Source organism: Weissella fangxianensis (genome assembly GCF_024718545.1).
In the GTDB taxonomy this organism is placed as follows: domain Bacteria; phylum Bacillota; class Bacilli; order Lactobacillales; family Lactobacillaceae; genus Weissella; species Weissella fangxianensis.
Map to the genome: position 1 here is coordinate 1 of NZ_JAMXDB010000033.1, position 18687 is coordinate 18687.

Genomic DNA, 18687 nt, shown 5'->3' on the forward strand with positions numbered 1-18687 from the left:
TTCCGTATTTTATAAGGCGGAATACCTTGTAGATACATTGTGACAGCTTCAATTTGTACTTCTTTTGAAAACATAGTAAAACCCCGTAAGTTTTGGAAATTACTCCAACTTACGGGGTTCAGTTCAAGTTTTCGGCTTTCTAGGGCCTAATGGTGCTGGTAAAACAACAACCATTCGTCATATTATGGGTTTTTCTAAGCCACAGGATGGTACTATCACCGTAGATGGTAAAGATGCTTGGAAACAAGCCGATGCAATCAAGCGCCAAGTCGGTTACTTACCAGGTGAGCTAGCCTTTCCTTCAGGCATGACCGGAACACAATTCATTGATTTTATGGCTCAGGAACGTCAAATCACAGATATGACGAAAACGAATTATCTACTGGATATGTTCGAATTAGATCCTTCGGCTGTCATTAAGCGAATGAGTTTAGGTACCAAGCGTAAACTAGCTGTAGTCACAGCATTTATGCACGATCCTGAAATTCTGATTTTAGACGAACCAACTAGTGGATTGGATCCATTAATGCAAGAACGCTTTATTGATTTCGTATTGGCTGAAAAAGAAGCTGGTAAAACCATTTTACTTTCAAGTCACATTTTTAATGAGGTCGATGCAACCTGTGACCGAATTGCCATTATTAAGAATGGTGAAATCGTTTCAACCATTGTCGCTGACAAATTGAGAAATAATCAAAACAAAGAGTTTAAGGTCGAATTTGCTGATCACGAGACGTATGAGCAATTTATTGCCCAAACGCAACTCGATATTTCTGCTAAGCGGCCTGATCAAGATCAAGTAAAATTACGAATTCACGATGATGCTATTCATCAATTATTCGCAGAGATGAGCCAATATAAACTTAACTTTATCTCAGAGATCAAGTTTACTTTGGAAGATTACTTCATGAACTTCTACGATCGCAAATTGAGTGTCGCAGCAGGACAGGAGGAATTAGAACATGGCAATGATTGAGATTAACAACTTAACAAAAGACTACGGCAAAGGGCGTGGTATCTTTGACATCAATCTTTCTGTTGAAAAAGGTGAAGTTTTCGGCTTTGCTGGTATCAATGGTGCTGGTAAAACAACAACCATTCGAAACCTAATGGGATTCATTAAACCAGATAGTGGTAACGCAACTATTGATGGTCTTGATGCGACAAAAAAGAGTGCCCAAATTAAACAAAAAGTCGCCTATGTACCTGGCGAAATTAATTTCCCTGGTAATAATAGCGGTGAGGTTTTCTTAAAACGCCAAATAGAAATGTTAGGTCATGGTAGTTGGGAACGTTGCCAAGAAATTTGTGATGAATTACAACTAGATGCGACAGCCAACATTAAAAGTATGAGTAAAGGAATGAAACAAAAAACAGCTTTAGCTGCTGCCTTTGCTGCCGACTCGGATATTTTAATTATGGATGAGCCCACTACTGGACTAGATCCATTGATGCGTGATACTTTCATTAAATTAGTTGAAGAACAAAAAGCATTGGGTAAGACAATTTTTATGTCGAGTCACATCTTTAAAGAAATGGAAGAAACTTGTGATCGCGTTGCCATGATTAAAGACGGTAAAATCATTAGCCGAATTGACATGGACAAAATTCGCTATAACCCTGATAAGCTTTTCAAAATTGCTTTCCAAGATAATGAAAATTTTCAGCATTTCACTAGCTTGGCCTATGACTTTAAAGAAGTTAAGGCCGATAAAAATCAAGTCACCGTAAAAGTTAATGATCAAAATATAAACGGTTTGATGAACGATTTACAACATTATCAGGTCGTATTTTTCAAAGAAATCAAACAATCCTTTGAAGATTACTTCAACCAAACATTTAAGTAGGAGGCATAATGTTTAGTAAAGCCATTTTTAAACAGAGTGTACGTTCTAATGGAACGCTATGGCTCGTCATTACATTAGTTGCAAGTGCACTATTAAGTGTATTTATTGTTCAATTTGATCCTGAAGATTTCGCTGCCCTATCAAGCGCAGCCTCAGGAACAAGTTTTGATAGTGTCCTATCAGGGTTTGATTCAATCCTAGGAACGCTAGAAACTTTTTATAAGACAATTGCTATTTTATTGGGATTAGTCTACATTATCTTCTCTGCTAATAATTTAGTAGTTAACGAAGTTGATAGTGGCTCAATGGCCTACACACTATCAACACCAACAAAACGTAGTACTGTTATCTTTACGAAAATGGCCTACATGATTGGTTCAATTATCCTAATGTTTGGTATTGTCACTGGTGTTGGTCTAGGTGTTTCTGAAGTAACTCATCATAATATTACGGGTGAGCCAATGACAGAAGATGTAACTGCTGCTGCGGATGCCATGGATCGTAAGCCTAGCTATGTACGTAGTCACTTATACATGATCGAAGATGATAAGTATGCTGTTCAAGCTGGTGCCGAAGCTCGTAATATGGACAAGGATGCTTATAAGCAATATCTTGACCAAGCCATTTTGCGTGACAGTTATGATGCAGCTGCTGAAAAGCTGACTGACAACCGTAAGGACAAATATGAAGATACTGACAAGAGCAAGTCAGCAATCGAAATTACACAAGAAGAACTATCTAAGAATCCTAAGTTAATGATGAATGATAATGATGCTTTGGAGGCTGGTGCTAAAGTCACTGGACAAAGCGTCAGTGATTATCGTAATTCTATTAATGATGAGATTAAGGATGATAGTGCCGACAAGCAAAAAGAACTTGAAAAGAGTTTGCCAGCCAGCCCATCAATCATCATGTCAACAGCCCAAACAGCTGGTGCTAAGGCTTTGAACACATCAGAAAGCAATATTAGCGATAATATGAGCTTACTAAAGGATGACAAAGCCATTAAAGCAGCTTCAGAAGCAACTAAGGTTCCTGAAGATCAATTAAAGACATTAATTGACTCATCACAAGTTAGCGCTGCTTTGAAGTCTGATGAATCATTAGAGTTCGATGTTGAGACATTTACATGGTTGAACGTTGGTGCTTGCTTGCTAATCCTAGCAATGGGAAGTATTTCATTCTTTGCAAGTACATTATTTAACCGTTCAAATCAAGCTATGGTGCTTGGTGCCGGTCTTCCATTCGCTTTCTTCCTAATTAGTTTGGTTATTCAACAAAGTGATAGTTTGGAAAACTTAAAGTACGTTTCATTGACGACTTTGTACAAGACGGATGAAATTTTGAGTAACGGTGATTTCGGTATCCCATTACTTGTATTAGGTGGGGTTGCGTTTGTATTGTATGCAGCTTCAGCGGTCATCTTCCAAAAGAAGGATCTACCACTATAATTTAATTGATTAGTATAACTAATTGCATAAAGTAATCCCAGAATTCGATTTGAATTCTGGGATTTTTAGTTTGGCAATAAATACGTCAACGACACTATTAATTATAAGTTGTAATATAATCTAAAATCTTGAACATAACCTCTTTATTAATGGCCGGAACTGGTGTCTTTAATATGTCAGTTGCTGTTTGACCCAAAATAGAACCTTCAATATATGGAAAATCATTAATCACCATCTCACGAACATTATCGTCCTGGGGTTCAAAATGGAACTGTAATCCCACTATACGATGGTTCATGACGAATCCTTGGTTTGTAACCGCATCACTTGAAAAAAGTAATGCTGCTTCTTTAGGTAACTCAAACATCTCTTGATGCCAGTGTAATGCCAACAATTCTGCTGGTAAATCAGGAATCACATAACTTTGCAGATAAACAGGGCCCAACCAACTTCCTTAACCGGGGCTTCTGATACTGCATACCCTAATGTTTTAGCAATCTGTTGTGCCCCATAACAAGCCCCAAACATCGGTACATCCTTATCTAACAGTTCCTGAATAAGTTCACGTTCCTGCTTTATCCATGGTAAATCATCATTTGGACTCATTGGGCCACCCAAAATAATTAATAAATCCGTTTCATCAGCAGTTGGCAGATAACCAAATTGGTATGGATGGTAAATAAACGTTTGATGACCGTTCACTTGTGCCCAATCCAAAATTGAACCAGGTCCTTCATTGGGCGTATGTTGTAATATATTAACTCGCATAAAATTTCCTTTTCATATTAAAAATTGTCACTAACAATATGATAATCGCTATTTCTTTTGATACTGACGGCGTCCATGTTGATTATCCTTTGGTAGCTCTTTGACATCCGGATAGTATCCCTGTCGCACCTGTCGCAAAAATTGATTACCGGCCATTACTTTGTCGCCAATATAAAGTTTAACCCACTCTGACTCACCATACAAACTAGGCAACGAGAATTTTTCATTCGTCCGGATCTCTTTTAAGTTAGTATCAAAGATATCAAAAATCGATTTCATACTCTCCTTCATGGTGGTCCCCCCCTAAAAATAATGGTCTATTTATTGACATTATAAAACAGGAGAAGGAGGTTTAATAAATCATAAGGCCTTCTCCTGTTTCATTTTTAACGTTTCAGATTATTAATTTCGGTGTCTAATTTACTTTAACTTTGAAGACGTCAATGACAAACTATTCCAGAAATCATTGTTATCATTGCTCAAACTGAAGCCTTTCACACGCTTGTGGAATCAAAGTCTTAGCACGCCACTTAACGCCGTTTCCAAACTTCTCATTAATTGCATCTTCATCAATGGCGTACATCATTGCCTGACGTAACTTCTTATTACCCATCTTTGACTTAGGATCCATGACATTCGATAGCTAATCCAAATCCACGATAACCATCTCATGTTGTGAACGTGTGATAATTTTCAATAGATCATCATACTTAACAAATACCGTTGCCGTATTGGTATTTGGATGAATACCAATCGCATCAACATGTTGTAACTCTTTATCCAGCAAAACAGTCACTTGTTGTTTTTCATCATGTGGTAAACCCAGTGGCGTCACAAAACCAGGTTTTAGTCCCAAAACATCTGCCAACTCCATTTCATTGGCGAAATTTAACTTATTGCGACTCAACTGTATCTGCGGAGCCAGGGTCTTAAAATCGATTTTCTTATGACCAACAACAACGCAAAGAAAAAATTCATCTGTCTTTCTTTTTTTAAGAAACAAATTTTTGATTACCGTATCATTCGGCAATTTTAATTGACTTGCTTCGGCCATTGTCCAAACAGCATCATGTTTTACTTCATTGTACTGAATATCATTTTTTCTTAGGAAGTCGATTGCTTCCTCATAGGTTGATAGAGCCATGGTCACCCCCGTCTTTTATAGTTTAGTACTTTGGATTACATACGTATAAATTTGGAATTGCTTTTTACTCTGATAATTTTTGTGCTCTACGCCAATGCCACACATAGATAGGCACTAATATTGCAATGTAAATTGTGTTTTCAATAATACTTTTCAAATTATAAGTCATGGAATTATTAAATCCTTTGACTTTAATCAAAATACTCAACACTGAGTCGATAAAATTAAATGACACAATAATCAATGCACAAACGCAAACGAAACATACGGCGTAAAAATATAAACTTTGCCAATGAAATGATTTCATACAAGATTGCTCTCTGCCCTTTCTTATAAAGAAACACTGAATGTTCAAAGGAAGTATCAACATCTTTAACATAAAATAATTAATTAATAAAAATCAATAATTATAGATTTAAATCTATTTTTTCTTTAGAACCAGCACACTTGCGATCCAAAAAATGACCAATGCCACACCCAAAATAACCCCTATAGTAGTATGCCCTACTTGTGTACTTCTAAGAAACTCACTGACTTCCCCTGGTAGACGTGTCATAATACCAAGGATTCCTAAAAATAATGAAAAGCCAGCAAGTGGTAACACTGTTCTTTTTTCAGATTGTTTGAAGAAAATAATCATCGCAATAACCACCCAAAATAGAATAATGCCAATTCCTAATTTGTTACCAACAGTAACTTGGAGTGGTGTTGTGGCATACATTTGAATAAATATCATGGGTACAATTACAATCATTATCACTAACCATAGTTTTAGAAATAATGCCCAATTCTTTGTTTCAGTCACACGTCCTCGATAAATGGTCCGACCAAGGTACTTAAGCCCTGCCAACACAACAACACCTATATACAGACCAGTTAATATCAAATTACCAATATCAATCGACTGATTAACTGAAATCATACTTGGTAGTAATGAAAAAAACACGTACGCACCCACAAAGTACAAAACAAATTTAAATACTTCACCGACTTTTTTAGGAACTTGCCGCAACAATTCGTCAGCCAAAATTTGCGGATTTTTACCAAAATATTGCTCAGCTGTCAGTCCTTCACTTTGTGCTTCAATGATGTCCTGTACAATTTCAAGCAGATTTGATTCAATAGCTGCTTGATCTTTCATGAAACTATTCAAACGCATGTAAAGTAAAAGGTCACTGTAATATTTCTCATTTTTTTCAGTTAATTGCGCACGTAACTGATTATTTTGTTTAATCAACTTGTCTTCAATGCTCATCAGGCTCTTCCTCCTCCACTATCAAATTAACCGATTGCTGTAATTGTTGCCATTCTTTTATAAATTCGATTTTAGCTGCCTGTCCGTTTTCAGTTATAAAATAATATTTTCGCGTTGGACCAACGTCAGAAGCTTTGTTTTTTCCTTCAATTAAACCACGTTTTTGCATGGCTGTTAGTAACGGATAAATCGTACCCTTTGGAATATCTTCTAGTCCATAACTATTCATTTTCTTACTCAAACTATAGCCATATTCTGGTTCCTTACTAAGGATCATTAAGATAACTCCTTGTAAGATTCCCTTTAACATTTGGCTTGAAATACCTTGTCGCATGCGCTTTATCTCCTAGCTAGTATGCTTAACATACTAGAACCATAACAAAAAACGACTAGTATGTAAAACATACTAGTCGTTAAAACACTCATTATTTTGCGGTCTTGTTCTTCATAAAGATAACTAACCAGATAAGACTGATTAGGACAATAACCGTACTAAACACGATTAAGTGACCGAATCCAGTTGCTGTCTGCGTAGCAATTGCTGACTTTGTTGTTCCAGTCGTTTGAATAAATAGAGCAGCAACAGTCGTTCCAACAGCTCCAACGAATTGTTGCACCGTATTAAAGATGGCATTGATATCACCAGCCTGTTGTGGCTTTACTTCAGCCACCCCGGCAGTCATCGAAACACTAAACGTTAAGTTTCGTGCCACTGTAAACAATGCATAAACGACAGTTAAGCCAATCGTAGCAATACTTGGTGCCATCACTGAGAAAACAATCATAATAGCTAAGAATCCAAGTGATCCCCAAATTAATGGCTTGTTAGCCCCTAAGCTATCGTACATTGATCCGTAAATAGGGTTAACTACTGAACCTAACAATGAACCTGGCATTAGAATCAATCCGGCAATCATTGTTGTAGTACCGAGCGTTAATTGACTGTATTGTGGTACAGCGAAATTAACAGCTAAGTTGATAACTTGTGATGTTGCATAAATCAATAATGCCATCACAACCGCTTTACTACGGAACACGCTAATATCAACCAATTGGTTTTCTGCATTTTTCGCAACCTTGATAAATCCAGCCATAGCAATAATAGCTACCAAAGCTAAAATAATAATGGTTACTGTTAATTTACCTGATTGCAATTTTCCTAGTGCTAAGATAGCTGATACTAAGGAAATACCAATCAAGGCAAATTGTCCATAAGCAAATTGATTCTTTGACTTTGGCTTTTGTTTATCTAAGTTAAACCAACCAATTAATAATGAAATAACTACCACGGGTAAAACAATCATAAAGATAGCTCGCCAACCCAATGTATATGTAACAACTCCTCCATAAACCGGACCTAATGCTGGTGCCAAAGAAATAATCAATGTTCCAAAGCCCATGTATTTACCAAGTTGTGACATTGGCACACTAGTAAAAATAACATTAAAGACTAGTGGTAAAGCAACCCCTGTTCCGACCGCCATAATTAGTCGGCCCAATAATAATAGCCAAAAACTTGGGGTAACAATAGCAATAACATCACCCAATACAAAGGCAATGCAACCCATCATATAGGTTTGTCGCTTACTTAAAATGGCATTGAAATGTGCTGATGTTAACATCATTAGCGCAACCACCAATAGATAAGCAGTGGTTAACCATTGCACTGTCCCCATTGGTTGATTAAATTGCTGAATTAACTCTGGAAACGTCACATTCATTGATGTTTCCGTTAAGATACCTGAAAAGCCCAAGATTGCCGCTGCGACAATCGACCAGATCACTTTAGGTGAAACTTTCTCTTCGTTCATAACTCCTCCTACTTTTTAAAAGTGCCTGATTTCTATTTAAGCACACATTGTCGTAGGGCGTAAGTATCTTTTATGTTACATTTTTGGTAATCATTAATCGATTTTCATAACAACTTTACCTTTTAAGTGCTGTGTACAACCATATGCCATTGCCTGATCAACATCTTGCCAGGAAAAAACACGGTCTAAATAAGGCTGAAAATCACTTTGATTAATAATGTTTTGTAAGTTAGCTAACCAATCCTCACGTGCCGAAAATAAAGAAATCGCACCCATTTGTTTTTGTGAACCGATTGTCGAAATTTTACCCAATAACATTGCCGCAATAGCCTGTTTGACACCACCTATTGCGACATAATTCCCTTGTTTATCAAGCATCTTTTTATACCTATATAAGGGATGATACCCATTAATGGCAACAATCACGTCAAAAGTTGTTTCATTTTTATCTTGTGTAATATCAACCTGATGATAATCAACCACTTTGTCAGCACCATACTTTCTGACAAACTCGGCGTTACGTCCACTAACCACAGCGGTTACTTTGGCGCCTAGCGCTTTCGTGATTTGTAATGCATATAATCCAACCCCACCAGTTGCGCCATTTATTAATATATTTTGTCCTGATTGAATGTCAGCTTTCTCGATAGCGGTTAATGCTGTCCCGCCTGTCGTCGGTATTGCCGCTGCTTCTTCAAAAGATAGACGTTCTGGTTTAAGAACAACATTACTTTCGGAAAAAGCGATATACTCTGCCCAACTACCATTTAAATAATCATCAGAAATTCCCATCACAGCATCCCCGATTTTAAATTTTCGGACATTCTTACCGACTTTTTTCACGGTACCAGCAAAATCCGCTCCTAATATTTTACCTTCACCGTGAACATATAATTTATCTAAAAGTTTCGTTTGGCTTTTAACTGAATTAGTTTTGTAGTAATTCTTAAAATTAGTCATATCAACAACATTTAGCGCAACGGCAGCCACTTGGACCAACACTTGGTTGTCTTCTGGCTGGGGTTGTGTTGTTTCTTTTATTTGAATACCATGTGGATCACCAGCAATAGTATTAAATATTGCTTTCATAAAAATTACCTCCTATAGATGAATGAATAATAAGTATAATTTTACAATAAAAAATTCCTAGCCGTTAAACTAGGAATAGTTAACACATGGTTAAATCTATGAAGGACTTTTGATTTTCAACTTCTGGCCATCAACCAAATTCTCTAAATCAGCTGATGGGTTGAGATCCTGTAGTTCATCAACTGTTAATCCATATTTATTGGCAATTGAATAACCAGTTTCACCGACTTGGACCGTGATTTTCTTCTTAGAAGATGTTGTCGACTTACTACTTGCCGTTGAACTGTCTACTGAGCTAGCCGTCGATGACGACTGGTTTGAACTTGATGCACGACTACTACTGTTAGCGCTCGATTTACTTGAACTTGAAACCGCCGTTTGTTGTGTATCATTCTTATTAGTTAAAGCGCCATACGCAACTGGTATTGAAAATCCAATTGCAAATAGAACCACATAACCAATTAGAATAACGGTCCAAAATTTAAATCGTGACGGACGTTTTGATTTCATATTCTCTCACCTTTGTTAGTTAATGTGAATAGCGTAACATGATTGCTATTATTCTGCATCTATGTTATGATTTTAGACTTATATTGCGGTTAAAAAACAATTAATTGTACGAACTCCCCATTTGTTTGATAAAATTAAGTGATTATGGTCAATTTTATCAGGAGAATTGAAGTCGTGAAACATTTTTTTAAAAATCTTATGAATAATAAACTGATCGCGACAATTATTGATGTGGTCACTCGTGTTGATATCATCACGGCCAGCTCATCAATCGCTTACTTCGGCCTATTATCAATATTCCCAGCTATCGTTATCCTAGGTACTTTACTACCTTACCTAGGGTTAACGATTGATACCGCATTAAAATACGCGCAGACTGCCGTTCCAGAGTCTGTCTTTACATTTATTGATCCAGTTATTCGATCGATTCTTAGTCAAAATGGTGTTGGTGTTTTGTCCATTTCCATCATTATCACGCTCTGGTCACTATCCCGGGTTGTCTCTTCGATTCGAATTGCCCAAAACGGTATTTATAACGTTAAAGCTAATAGCGTTGCCATTTTTGACCGCTTTATTTCAATGTTTTGGCTAATTATAATTCTATCTATCATTGGCGTACTATTAATCATTGCTTCAGTCGGATCAAATGTACTAGAAGCCCTACCAATTAGTAGCCAGATAACTTATCAAATTGAATCCGCTAAACGTGTCGTCGTTATTATTGGATTGTTTATCGGTGCCTTTTTATTCAACACACTTTTACCAATTAAACGACCACGTCTGATTTGGATCTCTATTGGAACAATAGTCCAAATTACACTAGTCATCTGGCTTGCCAAAGCATTTGGTTGGTATGTTGACTTTGCCGCCCGTGCGTTTACATTTTATCAAGCATTAAGTTCAGCAATCATCTTGTTATTGTGGATTAATTTTATTGCCCTTGCTGCCTTGATTGGTACCATGGTGACGGCAGTTTTGGAAGAATTATTTCCGCCACAAGTTGGTGATAGAGCAAGTAACTGGTATATGTTAAAACTTTCTTTCCGGAATTCAGGAAAAAATAAGAAAAAATAGTTGTATTGTCGGATAAATTGCGCTATATTAGTAACCGTTGAAAGGAAGAATATTCCATTTAACTATATGAAACAGACTCATAACACTACTAAGTCAAAAGACTTAGCCAGTAGGCCCAACTAACCTACAACCTACTCCTTAAAATATATCCATGAACATTTCTTACTCTCGTGTTTGTGGTCGAAGCTATTTTGTATACCCTACATCAATAGCAAAAATAAAGCACTAGCAATCCCACATTGCTAGTGCTTTATTTGTATTCATTATTTATTTATGACATGGACAAGTTATCTCATGATCGTTGATCAATCCTGCCGCCTGTAAGAAAGAATAAATTGTGACAGGACCAACAAATTTAAAGCCGACCTTTTTCATTGCTTTAGACACAGTGATTGCTAGCTCATCTGTTGCTGGTACATCTTCATAATTCACCACTTGATGATCAATCGGCCACTGATCAACGAATGACCACAACCACTGATCAAAGCTTTGTCCTGCGTTCTGTAGCGCTAGAATCATTTGAGCACTATTAATAGTCGCCTGCAACTTTAAGCGATGGCGGACAATCGTGGCGTCTTGCATTAACGAAGCCAGCTGCACCTCGTCATATTGGGCAACTTGCTTTAAATCATAGTTTACAAAAGCTTTTCGGAATGCCTGACGTTTATGTAAAACCGTTCGCCAACTTAATCCTGCTTGATACGTTTCTAAGCTAAGCAACTCAAATAACATCTGATCGCGGTGTTCAGGCTGTCCCCATTCCGTATCATGATATTGCACCATTAGTGAATCATTTTCATCAACCCAGTGGCAACGCATCAAAGTAATTATACCCCCCTATTTAATCGTAATATTACCATCTGAAACATCTACATTGAATTGATTAGCAGCCATCTGAGCATTGTTCAAATAATTATTACCAAAGTTCGTGCCATCAACCTTCACTCGACCAGCGGACGCTTGCATTTGCAAACCAATATCAGTTAATCCTGAAGCCTTTAATGAACCATCCATAATTGTCATAATATTATGGCCTGTTAGTTGACTATCGACCAATTTAACATTTCCTTTATTGACCTGAATAGCACTAGCATTGATTGCTGTCTGCTGCAAAATCGTCTTACTACCATCTGCTGATAGCATCAAGCGACCAAGCTTTGAATTATTGGTATTAATATCACTATTACTGCTATTCACCGTTGTTTGATTAGCTTGCAAATTATTTAACGCAATTTTGGCATCATGAGCAGCAACTGACAAATTTTGTAATTGCGCATCCTGCATCTGAATATCAGCCGCTGCCGCTGTGATTGCGACACGCTTTGCACGTAGGTCTGCGATATTCATGGCACCATACATAGATGATTGTCGGTATTCAGATAATTTTTTATCCTTAGGTAGACCGATAGTCAACTTTTCTGGTTCATGCTTCCCAAATCCCACTTCATAACCTTTTTCTTGGTTTGGTACATAGCGAACCTTTAATTGCTTATCATTTTGTGTCACATGTAAAAATTTAGGATTAGTAATCCGGCCTTTAATTTCAATTCCCTGTTGATCACCCGTTTGAACGGTAACCGGCACATTCGCCGTTTCAACATCAATCTTGTTCACCGTCTTTACCTTATGATGAACAGATTTAATTTGCGACACTTCAAAATGACCATTATGCCAACCTAAGTTATTCTGACCATCATGGGCCAGACCAACAAGCATAATAATGACACCAAAAGAAATCACGATGAAGCCTGTTAAAATAAATCGAAATCCTTTATGCATGATGCGTCACCTCTTTACCTTTGTGCGAAAAGCGGCGGCCAATATACTTCACGAAACGCATCAATGCTCTAAAGACTGTCCGGATAATGGTCACCCCGATTGGCCAGGCAACAAATTGCAGACCAACAATGATTAACCCGATACCACCTTGGTATAAGCCAGTTGCCCAGTTGCTAGGTAGCACAGCTAGTCCACCAATAATTTGAAATAGTCCGGTCAATAAATAATAGATCAAAGCAACGCTGACAATTGCTGCAACACCTACCGTTGCAAATAAGCACACTAAAATCAATAACATGGCTGGTACCCAAACAATTGAGGTCAATAATCCTTCTAACACAGTGCTGATCAAATTAATTTCTTGCTTAATCCAATTTTGCCGCTCTTGACGCGTATTTTCATGCGCTGGTTTATTATGTATGTCGTCCTCTTCAAGACGCAATGAATAGTCGACTAAAATACGACGAGCCAATTGTTTTGGCGTCCCTAATTCTGACATTAAACGTTCACCAGATAACTGCGCATCGGCAGCGTATTCTTGATAGAAACGAATAACATCTTCTCGTTCATCCTCATTTAATTGCTGTAAGTAAGTCTTCACCTGGGTAAAATAAATACTATTTTCCATTAGTGTCCCCTTCTAACATCAAATCATTGATTTTACTACTAAAATCACGCCATTCAGCTTGGATACGCGCCAGTTCTTGGTAACCTAACTCCGATATACTGTAGTATCTGCGATTACGTCCCTCAAAAGGTTCATCATATGTTGTTACCCAGTCACGTTTTTTCAAACGACGTAACACGGGATACATTGTTGACTCAGATACCGCAAAACGCGCCTGCACTTGCTTTGTAAGTGAGTAACCATATAAATCTTCTTTAGAAAGTAACGCCAATACCAGTCCATCCATCAGATCACTTGATAATTGCATTGACATAATTCAACTTCCTTTACAATACTATAAGTCGTATAATATAATACAAGTATAGGGAATATAAACTTGTCTGTAAAGTGTTTTAATTCCCACGTTATTCTGTGAGAAAGTGAGAAATATTATGGCTAAAGATAAGAAATTAACAAAATCAAATGATCGTGTCCTAAGTGGTGTCCTTGGAGGTATTTCAGAATACTTTGATTTAGATGCTTCACTTGTCCGTCTACTCTTTGTTGCGGCAACTCTATTTACAGGATTCTTCCCATTTGTTTTCATCTATATTATCGCCGTATTTATCATGCCAGATTCACCATCTAAGCATCAGTATAAGTATCGCTTTGATGAAAATGCTGAAGAAAAGCGTCGTGACGTTACCCCTGACGAAGATGACGAAATTTAAAACAAACTTATTTCAGTTAAATTAAATAACAGCTTTTTAAAGGGATGGAACAAAATAAATGTTCCATCCCTTTATTGCTTAAAATGTATTATTAATCTTTCTACCAAGGAGGAAAACTATGTTTGGTACTTTTTTTAATGTGACCATGATTATCTTGGGCAGCCTGATCGGTAGTTTAACCAAAAAATATATTAAACCTGCGTATCATACTGTGTTAATGCAAGCAATTGGATTATCTGCCATGGTCATTGGTATTCATGCAGTCATTAAACCATTCGACCAAAGTACATTACCTGTCCTTTTTATTATCAGCCTAGCAATTGGTGGCATTGTCGGCACAGCCATTAATATTCAGGACAGATTTGATCATACCGTCCAAAAATTTACAAATAGCGATTTATCGACAGGACTAGCAACCGCTATTTTACTTTATTGTTTTGGCTCACTTTCCATATTGGGACCCATCAAAGCTGCATCACAGCATGATTATACGTTCCTTTTGACTAATGGTGGTCTAGACTTTATCACTTCAATTGTTCTAAGTGCCACCTTTGGTCTAGGAATCATGTGGGCAGCTGTTGTCCTATTCTGTTGGCAGGGTGGTCTATATCTGTTAGCGTTGTTATTTCAATCCGCTTTGAGTACGACCCTACTAAACGAACTCACAATTATTGGTGGTATCTTGATTTTAGCTTCCGGTCTTAGTGTGTTAAAAATCAAAAAGATCAATACATTAAACTTGTTACCGGCATTATTAGTACCACCTATCGTGTTGGGGATCATGCACTTTATTTGATAATCGTGCTAAGAATCTAAAATTGTATCATGATAGCAAAAGGCCGAGACAAATTAACGTGTCTCGGTCTTTTTATGTTAAAAATTTAAGACCTATGCATAATGCGATAGCGCACACGTCTAAAAATAGATTCCGCAATCGCAAAGCCAATATCAATTGCAAATGCAATGACGAGCGTCCTAATTAAATTACGCCCAGCATTGATATAATTACCCAACGTAAATTCCTTAAGACTCGTATAAATCACAATTCCTGGCACCAGTGATACTAAGCCAGGCACATACAACATGTTGACCGGTGCTTTAATCCGAACGGCAACAATATTCGCTAGCAAACCAATAGTTAAGGCACCCAAAAAGTTTTGCAGGATAATATTACTAGTCACCTGTGCCGTTAATAGGTAGACAGTCCAACCGCAAGCACCTGTCACCCCCGCCAAGAACAACACCCGACGCGGCACATTAGTAATAATGCCGAAGCCGATCGTTGATAAAAAGCTAACAATAAATTGTACTGCGAGTTCCATCTAGATGCCTCCTGTTAATATGTGCGCCATAAAACTACCCACAATAGTGCCAATACCAATTGAACCAGCAATCATAATGGCATCTATCCCACGAACCAGTCCAGATAAAATATCGCGATCAATAATTTCTCGCAATGAATTTGTCAGTGGCACCCCAGGTACTAAAGGCATCAAGGAACCAATGATAATATTAGCAGCACTATCTGCAATGCCAACATACTGTAACAAATTGGCTAATAATCCAATAACTAAACTACCCACAATAACACTTAAATATGGCGATTTTGAATGTTTACTGCCCCATTGTGAAGCAAGGTACCCAACAATCCCCACTAAAAACGCCAATGCAAGGTCGGACCAAGAAGCTTTAAATAACAACATCGGGGTCACTGAAACTAAACCAGCACCAATGATTTTCTGTAACCAGGTAAAATCAATGACTTGATGATCAATTGCTTGAACGCTACGTTCTAATTCATCAAAATCAATCTCATGAGCGGAAAACTGGCGTGAAAGTGAATTGATCTCGTCCACTTTTTGCAAGTTAAACGCCGACACATTTGGTTTAACCAGATGTGTGGTTGCCCCACTTTCGGTACTGATAAATATTGCCGTCATGGTTGCATGACAGTTAAGCTCAACACCTGCTGCTTTACCAATAAAGGCAATGGTTGACTCGACTCGGGTTGTTTCGGCGCCACTTTCAAGCAATATTTTCGCAATCAGTCCGCAAACATCCATGATATTTTCCAAACGCTTTTCAGCCATATTTGCTTCCCCACAAACTCATTTAGTAAATAAATCATATCACAAGCTAATCGTATTTTATACGCAGCTCGTGTAATAAAAAAGAACATAAAAAAAGCTGGAACATTATCTATTCCAGCTTTTCTGCTATAAATTTTTAACTAACATAAATGATGGATTCTTAGAAAATTAGTCACCGTCAAAAGGACCCTTTTCTAAGTATGCAGATAACATCCAGATTTTCTTATCAATATCGATTTTGAAACCGTTAATCATATCCTGCGTTGGTTGATCATTTTCATCATCTGTCACATCAATTGCTTGTTGGAATTGATCCCTCAGATACCTGAATTGATCAACTAAACGTTGCATTAAGTCTGGCAAATCATACTGCCCAAAATCAATGTGTTCGTCCGGTAGTCCGGTGTGTTCGATAAATTCATGTGTTGTTGCAAATGGTGCCCCGTTCAAGGTAATCAAGCGCTCAGCAACTTGATCAAGCTCATCGGCAAAATCTTCATTAAATTCATCCATCTGTGGGTGTAAATTAAAAAATTGTTTACCCCGCATATACCAGTGAGTTTGATGAACGTTTGTCTGTATTTGAGACAAGTCAGCAACCAATTGATTCAACTGAGCACGTGTTCTAGGATAATCATACTTCTGATTCATAATATCTCCCCTCACATTATTCATATGTTCACGGCAAGTGTAAGTCCTTTCAAACTATAAATCAAACATTAACCATTATTAAGCTGATTACCATTTCAATAACACTATAAAAACGTTTATCCACGTATCCTCTTGTTAAGTATTGTACAATGGACTTGCGAATATCCATATAGTAGTAGGTATTGTGTAACAAAATTTGAATGCTTAAATAACGTAAAAATTACGGGGGAATTTAAATATGGCAAATTTTTATATAGATACAATCACAGTCGCGCATGAATTACCAAACAACGATCGGCCAAAATTTTATATGTTCGGTGTGCCCAGTTACACGAATATGGGCGATCAAGCGGTCGCACTAGCCGAAAGAAAGTACATTGAAAACGAGTTTCCTGAATACCAATACATCGAAATCATTGAAGAGGACGATGACGCCGCAATTCCCGTTGTCAAAGAGCATTTACAGCCAAAGGATATCATTGCCTTCACTGGTGGTGGTAACATGGGAAACTTATATCATAATCATGAAGAAGCCAGAAGAAAAGTCTTCTCAACCTTCACCGATAATCTAACAATTTCTTTTCCGCAGTCAATCCACTTTGAAGATAATGAAGATGGTGCTGCTGAAAAGAAAAAGAGCCAAGAGGCCTACAGTAAAAACCCCAACCTTGTGCTAGTCGCGCGCGATGCACAAAGTTTTCATCGTATGCAGCGAACCTTCCGTAATCCCGTTATTTTCACACCTGACATGGTACTATACATGAATTCGGTTGATTGGAAATTCAAACGAAATGGTGCCTTATTTGTGTTGCGCCACGATACCGAAAAAGTGGTCAAACAATCAACAATCGATAATGTAAAGGGACTTTTGGATGATACCCTCCCTGTCGAACGTGTTGATACGGTTCTAGATGAGCCATCAACAATAACGCCAATCACCCGAAATACGTTGTATGAAGAAGAATTAGAACTATTTTCACACCAAAATATTATCATTACAGATCGGTGGCATGCCATGGTATTTTCAGTACTAACTGGTACCCCCTGCTTGCTGTTTGGTAATAGCTACGGTAAAGGTAAGCATGCCTATATGGATTGGTTAGAATATGTTAATTGGATTGATTACACTGACGAGGAAGATACCGAACGCATTAAGAAACTGATGCAAACTCTGATTGTCCAAAAACGGCATAGTTATGATGTTAAAAGAAGTTTTCAGCAGTTGCGTGACACCATTTCTCGTTATGCTGAAGATTAAGTACAGAGTAGATTAGTAAAGATGAACCTCCTGAAATAGACGTTCAGGAGTTTTTTTATGTAGCAAATATTTTGATGCCTAATCACCAATTCATTATATTCTGTCTACTAAATATGTTAATCAATGGATATTAAATATATTTTTCACATCAATTTACTGGCAATTTACTTGTATCACTTTTGGAAAACATTTACACTTTTTACATAGGCGATAGATATATTAGTGGATATTTAATACATTATGGTGGGGAGATATATTATGGAAAAGAATAAAGACACTAAAGACGAAAGACATTACAAAATATTTAATGGTATTTTAGGGCTAGTAGTCGGCTTATGGTTGGCAATTCCTTCACTTTTTTCTTTTTTTGACCATTCAACAGGTTCTGTAGTTTTTTGGATAGACTTTATCGCCATTATTGTGGGAGTAATTAGCGTTATAAGTGGCATCAACGAGCTTAGGCACATTAAAAAGTAGTATGAACGATAGTATTTTGATGAACTGAACCCCGTAAGTTGGAGTAATTTCCAAAACTTACGGGGTTTTACTATGTTTTCAAAAGAAGTACAAATTGAAGCTGTCACAATGTATCTACAAGGTATTCCGCCTTATAAAATACGGA

Annotated in this window: 22 protein-coding genes and 2 pseudogenes; 8 read left to right on the plus strand and 16 right to left on the minus strand. The window is 37.3% G+C overall.

The features are described from left to right. Positions 1-136 precede the first annotated feature (136 nt). From NGR58_RS07960 to NGR58_RS07970, 3 genes and pseudogenes are all read left to right on the plus strand, one after another. A pseudogene (locus NGR58_RS07960) lies at positions 137-976 on the plus strand (ABC transporter ATP-binding protein); the annotation flags it as partial. Next, positions 963-1847: an ABC transporter ATP-binding protein gene (locus NGR58_RS07965; RefSeq protein WP_258089029.1), complete on the plus strand. Its 885-nt coding sequence runs from the start codon at positions 963-965 to the stop codon at positions 1845-1847. The pseudogene NGR58_RS07960 and the gene NGR58_RS07965, both read left to right, overlap by 14 nt. An 8-nt stretch (positions 1848-1855) precedes the next feature. After that, the gene (locus NGR58_RS07970) at positions 1856-3298 is read left to right on the plus strand and encodes an ABC transporter permease (protein WP_258089030.1); all 1443 of its coding nucleotides are present in this window, start codon (positions 1856-1858) and stop codon (positions 3296-3298) included. A gap of 97 nt (positions 3299-3395) precedes the next feature. Here NGR58_RS07970 and NGR58_RS07975 read toward each other — a convergent pair. From NGR58_RS07975 to NGR58_RS08015, 9 genes and pseudogenes are all read right to left on the minus strand, one after another. After that, positions 3396-4066: pseudogene (locus NGR58_RS07975) on the minus strand (type 1 glutamine amidotransferase). A gap of 48 nt (positions 4067-4114) precedes the next feature. After that, positions 4115-4357, minus strand: a complete 243-nt coding sequence (locus NGR58_RS07980; protein ID WP_258089031.1) for a single-stranded DNA-binding protein — start codon at positions 4355-4357, stop codon at positions 4115-4117. 181 nt (positions 4358-4538) lie between these two features. After that, entirely contained in the window at positions 4539-4697 is a 159-nt protein-coding gene (locus tag NGR58_RS07985) for a hypothetical protein (RefSeq protein WP_258089032.1), read from the minus strand. Positions 4698-4709: 12 nt separating this feature from the next. After that, positions 4710-5210: a YbaK/EbsC family protein gene (locus tag NGR58_RS07990; protein ID WP_258089033.1), complete on the minus strand. Its 501-nt coding sequence runs from the start codon at positions 5208-5210 to the stop codon at positions 4710-4712. Between the two features lie 421 nt (positions 5211-5631). After that, a complete protein-coding gene (locus NGR58_RS07995) occupies positions 5632-6465 on the minus strand; it encodes a DUF1129 family protein (RefSeq protein WP_258089034.1) in 834 nt (277 codons plus the stop codon). Next, positions 6455-6799: a PadR family transcriptional regulator gene (locus NGR58_RS08000; protein WP_258089035.1), complete on the minus strand. Its 345-nt coding sequence runs from the start codon at positions 6797-6799 to the stop codon at positions 6455-6457. Before NGR58_RS08000 ends, NGR58_RS07995 begins: the two co-directional genes overlap by 11 nt. Positions 6800-6890: 91 nt before the next feature. Further along, the gene (locus NGR58_RS08005) at positions 6891-8276 is read right to left on the minus strand and encodes an MFS transporter (RefSeq protein WP_258089036.1); all 1386 of its coding nucleotides are present in this window, start codon (positions 8274-8276) and stop codon (positions 6891-6893) included. Positions 8277-8369: 93 nt separating this feature from the next. Then, positions 8370-9365, minus strand: a complete 996-nt coding sequence (locus NGR58_RS08010) for an NAD(P)-dependent alcohol dehydrogenase (protein WP_258089037.1) — start codon at positions 9363-9365, stop codon at positions 8370-8372. A 96-nt stretch (positions 9366-9461) separates the two neighbouring features. Further along, the gene (locus NGR58_RS08015; protein ID WP_258089038.1) at positions 9462-9875 is read right to left on the minus strand and encodes a LysM peptidoglycan-binding domain-containing protein; all 414 of its coding nucleotides are present in this window, start codon (positions 9873-9875) and stop codon (positions 9462-9464) included. A 174-nt stretch (positions 9876-10049) separates the two neighbouring features. On the opposite strand from NGR58_RS08015, the gene NGR58_RS08020 reads away from it, so the two are divergent. Continuing rightward, on the plus strand, positions 10050-10949 hold the full coding sequence (locus NGR58_RS08020) for a YihY/virulence factor BrkB family protein (RefSeq protein ID WP_258089039.1): 900 nt from the start codon (positions 10050-10052) through the stop codon (positions 10947-10949). Positions 10950-11216: 267 nt separating this feature from the next. On the opposite strand, the gene NGR58_RS08025 is transcribed toward NGR58_RS08020, so the two are convergent. From NGR58_RS08025 to NGR58_RS08040, 4 genes are read right to left on the minus strand one after another with little or no spacing between them, the layout of a single operon-like run. After that, positions 11217-11768, minus strand: coding sequence for a DNA-3-methyladenine glycosylase I (locus NGR58_RS08025; protein ID WP_258089040.1), 552 nt, complete (start codon positions 11766-11768; stop codon positions 11217-11219). 18 nt (positions 11769-11786) lie between these two features. Then, positions 11787-12728 carry a DUF4097 domain-containing protein gene (locus tag NGR58_RS08030; protein ID WP_258089041.1) on the minus strand — a complete coding sequence of 314 codons (942 nt, stop codon included), beginning with the start codon at positions 12726-12728 and terminating at the stop codon, positions 11787-11789. After that, complete coding sequence (locus NGR58_RS08035; protein ID WP_258089042.1) at positions 12721-13356, minus strand: DUF1700 domain-containing protein; 636 nt, start codon at positions 13354-13356, stop codon at positions 12721-12723. The genes NGR58_RS08030 and NGR58_RS08035 overlap by 8 nt, the downstream gene beginning before the upstream one ends. Then, a complete protein-coding gene (locus NGR58_RS08040; RefSeq protein ID WP_258089043.1) occupies positions 13346-13669 on the minus strand; it encodes a PadR family transcriptional regulator in 324 nt (107 codons plus the stop codon). The genes NGR58_RS08035 and NGR58_RS08040 overlap by 11 nt, the downstream gene beginning before the upstream one ends. A 118-nt stretch (positions 13670-13787) precedes the next feature. Between NGR58_RS08040 and NGR58_RS08045 the strand changes: the two genes are divergently transcribed. Both NGR58_RS08045 and NGR58_RS08050 read left to right on the plus strand, forming a co-directional pair. After that, on the plus strand, positions 13788-14066 hold the full coding sequence (locus NGR58_RS08045; protein WP_258089044.1) for a PspC domain-containing protein: 279 nt from the start codon (positions 13788-13790) through the stop codon (positions 14064-14066). A 118-nt stretch (positions 14067-14184) separates the two neighbouring features. Further along, positions 14185-14862, plus strand: coding sequence for a DUF554 domain-containing protein (locus NGR58_RS08050; RefSeq protein ID WP_258089045.1), 678 nt, complete (start codon positions 14185-14187; stop codon positions 14860-14862). An 85-nt stretch (positions 14863-14947) separates the two neighbouring features. Here NGR58_RS08050 and NGR58_RS08055 read toward each other — a convergent pair whose 3' ends face one another. The 3 genes from NGR58_RS08055 to NGR58_RS08065 all read right to left on the minus strand — a co-directional run bounded on the left by NGR58_RS08055 (position 14948) and on the right by NGR58_RS08065 (position 16807). After that, positions 14948-15388: a threonine/serine exporter family protein gene (locus tag NGR58_RS08055; RefSeq protein ID WP_258089046.1), complete on the minus strand. Its 441-nt coding sequence runs from the start codon at positions 15386-15388 to the stop codon at positions 14948-14950. Beyond that, positions 15389-16156, minus strand: a complete 768-nt coding sequence (locus NGR58_RS08060) for a threonine/serine exporter family protein (protein ID WP_258089047.1) — start codon at positions 16154-16156, stop codon at positions 15389-15391. A gap of 168 nt (positions 16157-16324) precedes the next feature. Next, positions 16325-16807 (minus strand): Dps family protein, encoded by a 483-nt coding sequence (locus NGR58_RS08065; RefSeq protein ID WP_258089048.1) that lies wholly within the window; start codon positions 16805-16807, stop codon positions 16325-16327. A 238-nt stretch (positions 16808-17045) separates the two neighbouring features. On the opposite strand from NGR58_RS08065, the gene NGR58_RS08070 reads away from it, so the two are divergent. Continuing rightward, on the plus strand, positions 17046-18065 hold the full coding sequence (locus NGR58_RS08070) for a polysaccharide pyruvyl transferase family protein (protein ID WP_258089049.1): 1020 nt from the start codon (positions 17046-17048) through the stop codon (positions 18063-18065). A gap of 258 nt (positions 18066-18323) precedes the next feature. Beyond that, positions 18324-18542: a hypothetical protein gene (locus NGR58_RS08075; protein WP_258089050.1), complete on the plus strand. Its 219-nt coding sequence runs from the start codon at positions 18324-18326 to the stop codon at positions 18540-18542. The last annotated feature ends 145 nt before the right edge of the window (positions 18543-18687 follow it).